The sequence below is a fragment of the Rouxiella sp. Mn2063 genome, from assembly GCF_049319665.1.
Lineage (GTDB): Bacteria > Pseudomonadota > Gammaproteobacteria > Enterobacterales > Enterobacteriaceae > JBMOUD01.
This window is the reverse complement of record NZ_JBMOUD010000001.1, coordinates 512,309-525,871: the sequence shown is the minus strand read 5'-3', so window position 1 is coordinate 525,871 and position 13,563 is coordinate 512,309. Positions and strand designations below refer to the sequence as shown.

15 protein-coding genes are annotated in these 13,563 nt (G+C 48.6%); 3 read left to right on the top strand and 12 right to left on the bottom strand.

All coding sequences use genetic code 11. The features are described from left to right. Positions 1 to 171 precede the first annotated feature (171 nt). The 9 genes from flgJ to flgB form a co-directional block, all read right to left on the bottom strand. On the bottom strand, positions 172 to 1,116 hold the full coding sequence (gene flgJ, locus ACL9RG_RS02230; protein WP_422790925.1) for a flagellar assembly peptidoglycan hydrolase FlgJ: 945 nt from the start codon (positions 1,114 to 1,116) through the stop codon (positions 172 to 174). Continuing rightward, positions 1,116 to 2,192: a flagellar basal body P-ring protein FlgI gene (locus ACL9RG_RS02225; RefSeq protein WP_422791171.1), complete on the bottom strand. Its 1,077-nt coding sequence runs from the start codon at positions 2,190 to 2,192 to the stop codon at positions 1,116 to 1,118. Before ACL9RG_RS02225 ends, flgJ begins: the two co-directional genes overlap by 1 nt. A 43-nt stretch (positions 2,193 to 2,235) precedes the next feature. Further along, positions 2,236 to 2,889, bottom strand: coding sequence for a flagellar basal body L-ring protein FlgH (locus tag ACL9RG_RS02220; protein ID WP_422791170.1), 654 nt, complete (start codon positions 2,887 to 2,889; stop codon positions 2,236 to 2,238). A 173-nt stretch (positions 2,890 to 3,062) separates the two neighbouring features. Beyond that, entirely contained in the window at positions 3,063 to 3,845 is a 783-nt protein-coding gene (gene flgG / locus ACL9RG_RS02215; protein WP_422790924.1) for a flagellar basal-body rod protein FlgG, read from the bottom strand. A gap of 24 nt (positions 3,846 to 3,869) precedes the next feature. Further along, complete coding sequence (locus ACL9RG_RS02210) at positions 3,870 to 4,625, bottom strand: flagellar basal body rod protein FlgF (protein WP_422790923.1); 756 nt, start codon at positions 4,623 to 4,625, stop codon at positions 3,870 to 3,872. A 24-nt stretch (positions 4,626 to 4,649) separates the two neighbouring features. Further along, complete coding sequence (gene flgE / locus ACL9RG_RS02205) at positions 4,650 to 5,915, bottom strand: flagellar hook protein FlgE (RefSeq protein WP_422790922.1); 1,266 nt, start codon at positions 5,913 to 5,915, stop codon at positions 4,650 to 4,652. Between the two features lie 84 nt (positions 5,916 to 5,999). Beyond that, positions 6,000 to 6,698 carry a flagellar hook assembly protein FlgD gene (flgD, locus tag ACL9RG_RS02200; RefSeq protein WP_422790921.1) on the bottom strand — a complete coding sequence of 233 codons (699 nt, stop codon included), beginning with the start codon at positions 6,696 to 6,698 and terminating at the stop codon, positions 6,000 to 6,002. A 12-nt stretch (positions 6,699 to 6,710) separates the two neighbouring features. After that, entirely contained in the window at positions 6,711 to 7,115 is a 405-nt protein-coding gene (gene flgC / locus ACL9RG_RS02195) for a flagellar basal body rod protein FlgC (RefSeq protein WP_422790920.1), read from the bottom strand. A gap of 5 nt (positions 7,116 to 7,120) precedes the next feature. Next, entirely contained in the window at positions 7,121 to 7,534 is a 414-nt protein-coding gene (flgB, locus tag ACL9RG_RS02190) for a flagellar basal body rod protein FlgB (RefSeq protein WP_422790919.1), read from the bottom strand. A gap of 193 nt (positions 7,535 to 7,727) precedes the next feature. Here flgB and flgA point away from each other — a divergent pair, with 193 nt between their 5' ends. The 3 genes from flgA (at position 7,728) to ACL9RG_RS02175 (ending at position 9,530) form a co-directional block, all read left to right on the top strand. Then, positions 7,728 to 8,465, top strand: a complete 738-nt coding sequence (gene flgA, locus ACL9RG_RS02185; protein WP_422790918.1) for a flagellar basal body P-ring formation chaperone FlgA — start codon at positions 7,728 to 7,730, stop codon at positions 8,463 to 8,465. A 319-nt stretch (positions 8,466 to 8,784) separates the two neighbouring features. After that, positions 8,785 to 9,087 (top strand): flagellar biosynthesis anti-sigma factor FlgM, encoded by a 303-nt coding sequence (gene flgM / locus ACL9RG_RS02180; RefSeq protein ID WP_422790917.1) that lies wholly within the window; start codon positions 8,785 to 8,787, stop codon positions 9,085 to 9,087. A gap of 5 nt (positions 9,088 to 9,092) precedes the next feature. After that, positions 9,093 to 9,530: a flagella synthesis protein FlgN gene (locus ACL9RG_RS02175; protein ID WP_422790916.1), complete on the top strand. Its 438-nt coding sequence runs from the start codon at positions 9,093 to 9,095 to the stop codon at positions 9,528 to 9,530. Between the two features lie 134 nt (positions 9,531 to 9,664). Here the strand turns inward: ACL9RG_RS02175 and ACL9RG_RS02170 are convergent, their stop codons facing one another. Genes ACL9RG_RS02170 through flhB form a run of 3 tightly spaced genes read right to left on the bottom strand, consistent with a single transcriptional unit; the run spans position 9,665 to position 13,365 of the window. Then, positions 9,665 to 10,093 (bottom strand): flagellar protein FlhE, encoded by a 429-nt coding sequence (locus ACL9RG_RS02170; protein ID WP_422790915.1) that lies wholly within the window; start codon positions 10,091 to 10,093, stop codon positions 9,665 to 9,667. Between the two features lie 46 nt (positions 10,094 to 10,139). Further along, complete coding sequence (gene flhA, locus ACL9RG_RS02165; RefSeq protein WP_422790914.1) at positions 10,140 to 12,221, bottom strand: flagellar biosynthesis protein FlhA; 2,082 nt, start codon at positions 12,219 to 12,221, stop codon at positions 10,140 to 10,142. Beyond that, positions 12,214 to 13,365, bottom strand: coding sequence for a flagellar biosynthesis protein FlhB (gene flhB / locus ACL9RG_RS02160; protein WP_422790913.1), 1,152 nt, complete (start codon positions 13,363 to 13,365; stop codon positions 12,214 to 12,216). The genes flhA and flhB overlap by 8 nt, the downstream gene beginning before the upstream one ends. Positions 13,366 to 13,563 lie beyond the last annotated feature (198 nt).

Sequence of the window (13,563 nt, the reverse complement as noted above, 5' to 3'; positions counted from 1 at the left end):
CCGACCAGTCCCCGTAATCAGGGTATCTATCGCCGGTTTGGTTGAATGAGTTGCTATGTGCTAAGGCATTTGCCAGCATTGCTAGGTTTGTTATCGGCGATAGATAAAAAAACTTGAGAGAAAAAACCGCAATTATTACATCTTGTGGTTTGTATATTTATCGCTAAAAAATCAAAAAAGCTTACTTAAATCAGTGGAGTAGGCCTTAGCAACCTGCGCACCAGCACCTTTGATTTTTTGAATTACGCTGACTAATTTCTGTGCGTAGTTTGGATCGGTAGCATAGCCGGCAGCTTGCAGTGCATGTGCGGCTTGCTCAGGGGTTTGTGCAGCAGCTACTTGTGCATAGCGCGGGTTGTTGGTCAGCAATTTGATATAATCGCTGATCGCCTCGACATAAGAGCCATAAACCCGGAAATTGGCCTGCACTTTTTTCGCCACGCCTTCCACATATTCGGTGGTTGTAATGCTAGTTGTCGGCCCCTTCCAGTCGCTACTGGCTTTGATACCAAACAAGTTGTAACTTTGCTTACCGTCGTTACCAGGGATCTCACGCTGTCCCCAGCCGGATTCCAGTGCGGCTTGTGCCACAATAAGTTGGTGTGGAATACCACTTTCCTGACTGGCGACCTGAGCAGGAATAGCCAGCCGAGATACAAACTGACCACTATCCTGTCCCAATGGGCCGACATTTCTGTCGGGCACTTTGGGCATAGCTCTGCGTAACATTTGCTCCATAGCCTGAATTGGCATGGTTTGTATGTAGTTTTTATCCAGCGCCATTGGTACTGTGCCAGTGCTATCATTTGGCCCCGTTTCACCACCCGATAGCTGCTTGACCATCATATCGGCCATGCCTAGCCCTTTTTGCGAGATATTCTGAGCAATTTGCTGATCGTACATCGATGTATAAAGCCGGGTCTGATCGCTGCTCAGAATACCGTCTTTTGGCAACGCTTCACGCATACTCTTCAGCATCATCTGTACAAAAATGCCTTCAAATTGCTTGGCAACTTGTTTCAGTTGTCCTTGTGGATCGTTCTTTGCAGCCAACTTTAGCTTATTGAGCGACTGAGCGTCATAAGCTGCTCCAGACATCGATGTCAGATCATTCATTAGATAATTTCCAAATCAGCACGCAAGCAACCTGCGCTCTTCATGGCCTGTAGAATCGACATTAAATCGTTCGGTGTTGCACCTAGTGTATTCAACGTACGTACTACATTGTTGAGGCTGGCACTGGATCTTACCTGCTGCAATGCACCACCATTTTGACGTACCGAAATATTGGTATTTGGCGTCACAACCGTATTGCCGCCACCAAATGGGGTGTTAGGTTGACTGACTGTATTTTGACGATCAACAACCACCGATAAATTACCCTGCGCCACCGCGCAACTATCCAAAGTCACATCACGGTTCATGACGACCGAGCCGGTACGCGAGTTAATAATAACTTTGGCATCCATCGGGCCGACGCTGACATCAATATTCTGGATTTGTGCCAAAATGCGCACTTGAGAGCTGCTACCAACGGGTACACGCACCTGAATATTACGCGCATCCATAGCGGTTGCCAGCCCAACGCCTGAGCGGTTAATCGCATCACTGACCTGTGCTGCCAGAGTGAAATCTTCATCATTTAACTGAAGATTAATGACGCCTTCAGAACCAAAATTGGTAGGCAGCTCACGTTCAATCGTAGCGCCTGCGGTGATTCGTCCACCAGACAACTGGTTAACTTGCACGCTGCTTCCGCCGGCTGATGCACCCGCACCGCCAACTAATACGTTACCTTGCGCCAGTGCATAGACCTGATTGTCCACGCCCTTTAGCGGTGTCATCAATAATGTACCGCCACGCAAGCTTTTGGCGTTACCCATCGAGGAAACAACAACATCAATAGCCTGACCACTACGGGAAAAAGGCGGCATCTTGGCAGTGACCATCACCGCCGCCACATTTTTAAGCTGCATATTCGTACCAGGTGGTACGGTAATACCCAACTGAGACAACATGTTGGTTAAAGTTTGTGTGGTGAAAGGTGTCTGAGTCGTCTGGTCACCGGAACCGTCAAGCCCCACGACTAAACCGTAACCGATCAGGGCGTTATCACGAACACCTTGTACACTTGCCAAATCACGGATCCGTTCAGCCGACGCTGGCAGTGTAAATAGCGCCGCTGACATCATCAGCGACAGCGCATAACAGGTAAATTTTCGCATCATATGCCCCTTAGAATGGCGAAACATTGAGGAAGAACCGCTGCAACCAGCCCATGTTCTGCGCCTCATTAATATAGCCATTACCCACATACTCAATACGTGCATCTGCCACTTGAGTGGAAGTAACCGAGTTAGCACCGCTTATCGTGCGTGGGTTAACGACGCCAGAGAAGCGAATGAATTCAGTTCCCTGATTAATTTCAATTTGTTTTTCGCCAACAACGCGCAAGTTACCGTTAGCCAGCACTTCATTAACCGTAACGGTTAATGTGCCGTTAAAGGTGTTATTAGCCGCTGCGCCACCTTTGCCATCAAAGTCATTTTTGCCATTCGCATCAATATTGGCTCGGGCGTTACCAAACAGCCCTTCCAAATAACGCGGCACTGTGCTCATGCCAAAACCGCTAGAACCGTTGCGGCTGGCATTTGCTGAAGAACTTTTGCTGGCACTGACGTTTTCTTGCAACACGATAGTCAACGTATCGCCGACATTACGCGGTCGACGATCTTCAAATAGAGGTTGATAACCATAATTCATTGGCTGAACGGATTGGAAAATCGAGCCATTAGGGACAGGTGGTGCCGCAGGCGTCGGTTGTGCCGTTGTTTTCCCTTCCACGAGATTAGCACGAGGCATATACGCACAACCGCTGGTGACCAGCATCAGTAATAATGGCACAGCCAGCACGCGAGATTGATTACACCGTTGTCTACGAGCCGGTATGAATTTCTTGGTCACCACAGAGTTCGCCTTACAGTCTCAACATAATTCACTTAAGGGCACTGAGGTCAGTGCCCTGCTTTTCTCATACCAACCTGTGAGTTAACACAGGCCTATTACAGCTGTGTCAGTTTCTGCAACATCTGGTCGGAGGTAGATATTGCTTTACTGTTGATCTCATAAGCACGTTGAGTCTGAATCATGTTCACTAACTCTTCAGCGACATTGACGTTAGAAGTTTCAACATAACCTTGGCTCAGCAGACCCGCTCCGTTAAGACCCGGAGTACTATCAGTTGGCGCGCCAGAACTCTGGGTTTCCTGATACAAGTTTTCACCCAAGCTTTCCAGACCGCCATTGTTAACAAAGGTACTCAATGTCAATTGGCCGACTTGTGTTGGTGCCGCCTGGCCTTGTTGAGTCACGCTGACAATACCGTCGCGTGCAATGGTAATCTTCAGTGCGTTGGCGGGAATAGTAATTGCCGGGACAACCTGGTAACCACTAGAGGTAACTAACTGACCATTTTGGTCAGTCTGGAAAGAACCATCACGGGTATAGGCCGAGGTACCGTCAGGTAATTGCACCTGGAAGAATCCCTGACCGTCGATGGCAATATCTTTACTGTTACCCGTGTTAGTCAAGTTGCCTTGAATGAAAATACGTTCAGAGGCCACGGGACGAACACCGGTACCAATCTGCAAACCAGACGGTAGGTTGGTTTGCTCCGATGACTGGGCGCCTGGCTGGCGAATGGTTTGATATAGTAAGTCTTCAAATACCGCGCGCTGACGTTTAAAACCGTTGGTACTGACGTTTGCCAAGTTGTTGGCAATAACATCCATGTTGGTCTGCTGTGCATCCAGACCGGTTTTTGCTATATAAAGCGATGGGATCATCTTCTTACTCCTCTGTGCCGCTGATTACGACAGCGACAACAGTGAATTGGCCCGTTGTTCATTCTCATCCGTACTGTGGATGACCTTCATTTGCATCTCAAAACGTCTGGCGTTGGCAATCATGTCGACCATGGTTTCCACCGGATTGACGTTGCTGCCTTCGAGCGTACCTGGCATAACATGAATAGTCGGATCCGCAGGTAGCGCCGCGCCTTGCGTTTGAGCGAGATCGGGATTGACATGGAACATGCCATCATCGCCACGCACCACATCGCTAGGGTTAGCTTTGACCAATTTCAACTTACCAAGTTGCGCAACAGTATTCGGGTTGTCCCCCGCACCAAGCGCTGCGATGGTGCCGTCAGCCGAAATAGTCAGCGTCGCCGATGGTGGCACTTCAATCGGGCCGTTATCTCCCATCACCGGGTTACCCTGGATGGTCAACTGGTTATTAGGGGAGATCTGCATATCACCATTACGGGTATAGGCTTCACTGCCATCCGGCATCTGCACCGCAAGGAAACCATCTTGCTGCAACGCAACATCCAGCGGGCGGCCTGTGTAATTAAGTTGCCCTTGCGTCATATCCGCACCAGGTGTTGATGCGGCGACCAGCGTACGGGTTTCAAGGCTCGGTCCATTAACCGGCACTGCGCGCAGTGCCGTTAATTGGGCACGAAAACCCGGCGTTGAGGCATTCGCCAAATTACTGGCAGTTACCGCTTGCTGGTTGAGGGTCTGACTCGCCGCCCCCATTGCGGTATAGATTACGTGATCCATAGCTGCTATCCCGTTAAGCGCTTATTAACGCAGGTTGACCAAAGTGTTGAGGATCTGGTCTTGGGTTTTGATAGTTTGCGCGTTAGCCTGGTAGTTACGCTGAGCAACAATCATGTTAACCAGCTCTTTACCCTGATCGACGTTAGAAGCTTCCAACGCACCACTGGTCATTGATGCCAAACCACCCGCACCAGCAACACCGGTAATCGCTTGACCAGAGGCCTGAGTTGCTGACCAGACGTTATTACCTTCAGACTGCAGACCTTCGTTGTTAGCAAAGCTGCTCAGCGTGATCTGACCCAATAATTGAGTTTTTTGGTTAGAGTAAGAACCGGTGATAGTGCCGTCGTCATTGATGGTATAACCGGTCATGTTGCCTGCTGCGTAGCCGTTCTGGGTAGCAGAACCAATAGCGCTAGCACCGGTGTTTTGCTGAATACTGTTCGTAAAATTCAGGGCAACAGCAGGAACCGTTGCGCCAGTAGTACCGGCATCCATTTGCAGACTCAGGGTATTATTCTCCAGCACATCACCGGGCACACGATTTCCTTTGTCATCAAGAGTGAGCGCCGTTGTACTCGTTAATTGACCATTGCTACCGAAGTTTAGTGTCCCGACAGGCTTAGTAGCCCCAGCAGGGTTTGAAGTGTCTTTCGAATAGACATCCCAGGTATTAGCGGCCGATTTAACAAAGTACAAATCATTATCGTGCGCATTACCTAATGAGTCGTAAGTCGTAAAGGTCGTGGAATAGGAGTAAGTCTTGTTGTCATTAGCGTCAAATGGCGTGGTGGCCACGACAGCCTGACTTGAGTTCAGGTTGGCAACCATCGTACCGGTTGAACTCGGGCTCGCAGGCATCAGAGTATTGGGGATGGTCAACGGAACAGGTTGCGCACCCTGTTGAATCGTTGGCGGTGTGCCGGTTGCTGGATAACCAGTTACGCTCAGGCCCTGGCCATTCACCAGTCGTTGTTGGTTGTCTACAGAGAATTGGCCGTTACGTGAGTAATACACCGCACCATTGGCATCCGCCAGACGGAAGAAACCATTACCGCTCAGTGCGATATCCAAACCACGGTTTGTGGTAGTAGTGGTACCATCGTTAAAGTCCTGAAGTACACCGGCTACTTTTACGCCCTGTCCCGTCTTAGAACCTGCGAACATATCGGCAAAAGAGATGCTGCCTGATTTAAAACCTGATGTTGCGGAGTTAGCAATGTTATTTCCGATCACATCAAGGTTGGATGATGCGGCGTTTAGACCACTGACTGCTTGCGAAAAGCTCATAATATTCTCCGAAATTAAAAGATTGCTGAGTGTGTCATCCTGTAGAAGCGCTACAGGCAAAGCTCAAAAAGCGATAAAAAACGGTTAGCCAAGGATCTGACGAACATCGCCAAGCGAACTAGAGCCCCTGACGCCAAGGTCAAGTAACGGCCCTTTAGCATCGTTAATGACGCCCGCGACCATTGCATAATTGAGTTTTGTTGCCACCATCTGCTCACCATTACTGCTCGCATTGATGCTAAAGCTGTAATTTCCATCAGGAGCCGGCGTGCCGTCATCCTGCGTACCATCCCAGGTATAGCTATGAACGCCCGCAGTCTGCGCGCCGATATTAATTGTTTTTACTGCTTTCCCCGTCGCATCGCTGATAGTGACCGTTGTGGTGTCTGATGCCCGCTCTAGCTCGAGGCCAAAGGGTGTGGTGCTCACTTTGTCTTTGTCACTACCGACTAAAATACTGCTGCCTGGAACCATGACACCGTGACCAATCATTGATGTTGCCTGTACCGATTGGCCATTATTGATTTGCCCAGAAATGCTGCCCAGCGTGGTATTGAGCTTTTCAATGCCGCTAACGGTATTGATTTGCGCCAATTGGCTAGTCAGTTGGGAGTTATCCATCGGGTTGGTTGGGTCTTGGTTTTTTAGCTGGGCAACGAGCAGAGTCAGGAAGTTATCTTGCAGGTCCTGTGCGGAACTCCCTGCACCGATATTATTACTGCTATTCCCACTATTATTAACGGGACTACTAGCTGGATCATTTATCGAGGTTATTACAGACATACATTATTCCCTTTATTGGCCCAGAGTCAGGGTTTTCATCATTAGCGTTTTGGTGGTGTTAAGCACCTCAACGTTAGCCTGATAACTGCGGGAAGCTGAGATGGTATTTACCATTTCGCTGACCACATCCACATTTGGCATACGGACGTAGCCTTTGGCGTCAGCAAGCGGGTTACCCGGCTGATAAACCAAACGATCCGGAGTTGGATCGTCTACGACCTGAGCCACTTTTACACCACCGGTTTCTTGTCCCGGTGCTGCATCCACTTGAAAGACAACCTGCTTAGCACGATAGGGTTGTCCATCTGGCCCAGTCACGCTGTCTGCGTTGGCCATATTACTGGCAGCTACGTTCATCCGTTGAGACTGAGCAGAGAGCGCAGAGCCGGAGATATCAAAAATACTCAGTAGTGACATCAGGATTATCCTTGTTGCAAGACAGACATCATGCCTTTCACCTGTGCGCCAAGCACAGTAAGGTCGGTCTGATAACGCACGCTATTGTCGGCAAAATTAGTACGTTCGCGGTCCATATCAACCGTGTTGCCATCGACAGAGGGTTGGTCAGGCACTCTGAATAAAAGATCCAAGTCAGGCGCTTGAATGTTCTGTGCTGGAATATGATGAGCAGAAGTTAATGACAGAGAGATACCGCTACCACTTGCCCTGCCTTGCTCCATGACTTTTTGTAACTGACTGGCGAAATCAATATCGCGCGCCTGAAATCCTGGCGTGTCGGCATTCGCAATATTCGCCGAAAGAATCTCTTGCCGCTGAGCTCTCAGGTTTAGCGCTTCTTGCTGGAACTGCAGTGCGGCATTCAATTTGTCGAGCATGCGCCCTCCACGAAGTTAGAATTTAGCGTCGAAATTTAGAATTTGGAGTCGACATCATAAAGGTGGCTAACAACAACCTATCGTGTGAATAAGCACAAAATCGGCCGCTATTTGTTCCATTAAAAAAAGGTGGGCAGGCGTAGACTTGTCAGCAATGTAAGATGACCCGCTTGACAGGTTGAGGTGTAATACAATGATGCGCAACGCAATGCACAACCGTTTGCTAGCGGGTTTACTGCTCGGCAGCACGCTGTTTATGGCTGATGCAAGGCCAGTTATTGCTGACACGAAGGCGGTCAATGCCAATGAAGCCGTTAGCGCAGACGGAAGCGTTTCGATTTTGCAGCAGCAATTGCAGCAGTTTTTTGCCCAGCAATATGCCGGTAGTGATATGCAAGTAGCTGCAAAAATCACCACGCCAGCGCAGCGCCAGCCTCAATGCCCTTCTCCATATTTTACCCTCCCCCCAAACGGCAGAGCCTGGGGCAACATGTCGATTGCGGTAAACTGTAATGGGCAAAAAAGTTACATCCAGGCGAAAATCCAAGTTACGGGTTTCTACTGGGTAGCGGCACACAATATTAATTCCGGTAGCCATATCACAGACAAAGACGTTGAACGTCGTGAGGGCCGGTTAGATTTGTTGCCGCCTCGAGCCATTGTAGATAGCAAACAAGCCATCAATGCCGTGACGCTGCGCACTATTAATATTGGTCAACCCCTGACGCTGCCGATGCTGCGTCGCCCGTGGATGGTACAAGCCGGCCAGAATGTGCAAGTAGTCGCTAATGGTGGTGGATTCAATGTAACCAGTACCGGCAAGGCAATGAATAATGCTGCAGCACAAGATAATGTGCGGGTCCGTATGCCCTCAGGTCAGATTATTAACGGCACGGTTGGTACTGATGGCTCGGTCAGCTTAGTGATGTAAACCATCATCTTTGTTTATCTTCGCTGCGCTACGTCTTTTATCCTTGCCAAGCGAGAGTCAGAAAAGTCACATTGAACATCAATATGATGAATGCTTTACTTAAAACTGCCAGGTCCGTGATGTCTGGTTTAGCATGTAGTTTTGTCATATTGCATACATAGTTTATTAAATATTAAAGTTTTTACGTTGAGTGACGATAATTAAAGCATGTAGCCCGAAATGAAACGGGAACGTTTGGATAAATTTGCGTTTTTAGCAGATAGACTGGCTCAACAAATGAGCACTATCCATGAGAAACGGCTTTAAGTGGAGAAGAATAATGAGCATAGATCGCACTCAGGCAACCCAGCCTATTGGCGCGGTTCAGCCGCGTGATACTGCAGATAACAGCCTGCAACAAGCGGCGCGCAAAACAAGCGTGACTAACACGCCAACTAGCGGCACAGCCGTGACATTAAGCAGTGCACAATCAGCATTGACTCAATCCAATACACAAGATATCAACAGTCAGCGTGTTGAAGAATTGAAGCAAGCAATCCGCGATGGCAAGCTTACGATGGACATCGGTAAGATCGCTGACGGATTACTGCAAGATACTCAGGATTATCTGAAAGGTATTTGAATCAAATGAACGATTTTATCAAGACGATGAACACGTTGGTTGAAGTACTGCAATCTCTTGATGTCGTACTCAATCAAGAACAAACGCTATTATGCGCAGGGCGCGTGAATGGTATTGCGTTGCAGACTATCACCGAGCAAAAAAGCTCGCTGCTGACGACAGTAGATTATCTTGATGGTCAACGTCGTCAGCATGACAAACGTTTGAAACAAAATGCCCCTTACTCTCGTCAACCGGAAATTGCCCGGCAGTGGAAACTGGTGGTAGAGATAAGCGAAAGGCTGAGCCGCATGAATAAACACAACGGCTTATTGATTAATAAGCAACTCGATTACAACACGCAGGCTTTAGCCGTACTCAGCGCAAATAATACGCAAAATTTCTATGGCCCGAATGGCCAAACCAAATCTCTTGGACAAAGCGTACGTAAAATCTCAATTTAATAACTCACAGGTTTTCAAAACCTGTGAGTTTCATGAGATGCCTTTCTGATTTTTTCTACTCGACCTGTAGCCATAACTATCTGAAGCTTTGTTGCCTAAAAATAACTATCGGCTCATTGGCTGCTAGCTATTAATTACTGATAATTCACCATCAATTGATTGCTCACTACTCGTAACGGCGGATACAGCGCACCTTTTCCTTGCACAAAATACGTCAGAAAGAATGTAGACTGCGCAGGTTTACCGTAGAAAGCCCGGGTCTCACCCACTGCACCCTCAAGGTAAGCGCAATCATTACTTTCAGTGCACAGCTTGAATTGTATACCGGCAGGCTGCGCCGTTAAAAACTGGATACGCCAACTGATACTCGTAATAGTATGTCCGGCGGATTGTGTTACTACCGAATTAGCAGGAGCACGCAATGGCGGTGAGGTTGCCGCGACGCCGCGATTTTGCAGATTTACGCCGCTATGACTATCACTCCAACTACCCGATGCCGCCATGCAGGCAAAGGGCAGCAGTAACGAGACGCTTAATAAACTTTTGCCAAATAGGCAAAGCATCTTATTTCTCACTAATTTTTTTATCAGCAACTTATTCACCACCAGCTTATTCACCACCAATAATGGCCGTCATGCGAATTTGTCGGTTGTCGCTCATTTCCAGGTTAGACATTACGACCATTTGCGGCAGAGAACGACGCAGGAAGCGAGACAGCAATGCGCGCAATGCATGATTGACCAGTAATACTGGCGGGGCATTATTCATCTCTTGTTGCTGCAACGCGGCTTGTGATTGCGTTAATAGGCGTTCGGCCAAACCAGGTTCTAACCCACCGCCACCTTGTAGGGCTTGTAATAAAAGCCTTTCTAACGAGGTATCCAAACCAATAACCTGCACTTCGCCGGTGCCAGGGAACCATTGCTGAGTTATCGCCCGTCCTAACGCAACGCGGACAACGGAGGTCAATTCACTTGGATCGGTTTGATTTGGCGCATGCTCGGCTAACGTTTCAATAATGGTGCGCATATCACGGATAGAGACACGTTCAGCCAACAAGTTTTGCAGTACTTTATGCAACATCGTCAATGTCACGACACCGGGGATAAAATCTTCCGTCAGCTTTGGCATCTCTTTACTGACTCTTTCAAGCAACTCTTGGGTTTCCTGACGGCCAAAAAGCTCAAATGCATGTTCTGCAATCAAGTGATTAAGATGTGTTGCTACAACGGTGCTGGCTTCAACTACGGTATAACCTTGCGTTTGTGCCTGTTCCCGCATGGCAGGTTCAATCCACACCGCTTCCAAACCAAAAGCGGGGTCTTTTGTCACCTCTCCCGGAAGTGTTCCGAATGCGCCACCTGGATTGATCGCCATCCAACGTCCTGGATGCGCTTCACCGTGCCCTATTTCCACACCTTTCATTAAGATACGGTAACTGGCTGGGGGGAGCTCAAGATTATCGCGAATATGGATCACAGGAGGAAGGAAACCCATATCTTGCGCAAATTTCTTACGAATACTGCGGATACGCCCTAGTAGCTCGCCGTTTTGTTGAGCATCTACCATCGGAATAAGTCGATACCCGACTTCCATGCCCAATGGATCTTCAAGTTGAACATCTGACCAGCTCGCTTCAACAACTTGCTGATGATCTTGAGGAAGCGTTTGCACGGCTTGTGGTTTACCTGGTGAGTTTTCTTTACCGCGGATATACCAAGCCAAGCCCAACAATGCCACGGTGAAAAGCAAGAACACCAAATTAGGCATGCCGGGAACCAGTCCCAGTAAGCCGAGCACGCCAGCACTAAGCATCATGACTCGCGGATTTTTGAACAGTTGGCTAACCATCTGTTCACCGACATCTTGGTTAGTCCCGACACGGGTAACAATTACACCAGCCGCCGTCGAGATAACCAATGCAGGGATCTGAGCAACCAATCCATCACCGATAGTCAACAAGGTATAGGTTTCTGCGGCGTGCCCCATATCCATGCCATGTTGCGCGACACCAACCAGTAACCCCCCCACCACGTTGATGACCATAATCATCAAGCCGGCGATGGCATCACCACGCACAAATTTACTGGCACCATCCATTGACCCGTAAAAGTCGGCCTCTTGAGTTACCTCGGTACGACGCTTTTTCGCCTCGTCTTCACCAATCAATCCAGCATTAAGGTCTGCATCAATGGCCATCTGCTTACCCGGCATCCCATCAAGCACAAAACGTGCGCCAACTTCGGCAATACGTCCGGCACCTTTGGTGATAACCATAAAGTTAATCAGAACCAAGATAATAAAGACCACAATACCGATAGCGAAATTCCCTCCCACCAAAAAGTGACCAAAAGCTTCGATCACTCGTCCGGCAGCGGCTTCACCAGTATGCCCATTGAGTAAAATCACCCTGGTAGAGGCAACGTTTAAAGAGAGCCGCAACAGAGTCGAAAACAGCAGGATAGTTGGGAATGCGGCAAATTCCAGCGTACGCTGGGTAAACATCGCCACCAATAGCACCATGATGGATAGTGCAATGTTGAAGGTAAAGAGCAAGTCGAGGATGAACGGCGGCAATGGCAATACCATCATCGACAAAATCATCAAAATCAGAATTGGCCCAGCTAATACCTGCAACTGTGACTCTTTTAAATTACTCGGTAAACGCAGCAGTTGGGCTAGGTTAGCCATCAGATTCAGTCTCTCCAGCAAAATCTAGTGCTTCAGGCACCGGTAAGTGTTGTGGTTTTTTCGGGATCAAGCCGCCGTCACGTTTCCAACGCTTCAACTGATAAACCCAGGCCAATACTTCTGCCACCGCAGCATAGAGCGCGGCAGGAATTTGTTGGCCGATCTCGCTATGGCGATAAAGCGCACGCGCCAACGGCGGTGCTTCTAACATTGGAATTCGATGTTCAGTCCCCAACTCACGAATACGCAAAGCTATTTCACCAGCACCTTTTGCTAATACCCGCGGAGCACTCATTTTACTTTCACTATATTGCAGCGCGACCGCATAGTGCGTTGGGTTGGTAACAATCACATCGGCTTTAGGAACATTAGCCATCATGCGACGGCGAGACATTGCGCGTTGTTGTTGGCGTATACGCCCTTTGACATGCGGATCGCCTTCCTGAGTTTTGTGTTCATCACGAATATCTTGCTTACTCATCCGCAACTTTTTGATGTTGCTCCATATCTGCCAGAAGACATCAAACCCGACCATCGGGATTAAACCCAAGACGACTAATAAGCCGCAATAGGCGATCATATGTAATGCTTCAACCAACGCGGGTATAGTTGGCTGAGACATTAATTGCAGCATATGCACCCAGTTATGTGCCAAATAAACGCTACATACCCAACCGACGATCGCCGCTTTTAAAATCGCTTTAAACAGCTCAGCCAATACCTGTGCTGAAAAAATACGCTTCAGCCCAGCCAACGGATTCATGCGACTGAATTTGAATCCTAAAGAAGAAGTACTGAACAATAGACCGCCCAACAACAAGGGCGCAGTGAGAGCCACCAATACCAACCCAGCAATAACTGGCAGTAATGCCCAAACTGCAGAACTGGCTAATGTGGCCATTTGCTGCAACATCGTGCGGTCATTGCTAACAATGTGATGATCGAAGTGCAAACCGTTGGCCACCATCTCGCCCAATTTATGCGACAGAGATTGACCCGATAACAACAACAGTCCCAAACCGGCGGCTAACATCAAAATCGACGTTAACTCCCTTGATCGCGGAATTTGCCCCTCTTCACGGGCCTTTTCCAGTCGGTGACTGGTGGGAGCTTCGCTCTTTTCGAGATCGCTTTCTTCAGCCACTGCGTGGTTTCCTGTCTGCCAATCACATCGTTTTTATGGTTGCAGCCAAATAACGGGCGCAATTTCCCTTAGATACCCCAAGAATTGCCTCAAGGCGGCAAGGGAACGCATCCCGATGAGCTTACTCAAGTAAGTGATTCGGATAAGTGAGCGTAGCTAACGCAGAAGCAACGTTAAGTATGACGAGTATAGAATGAC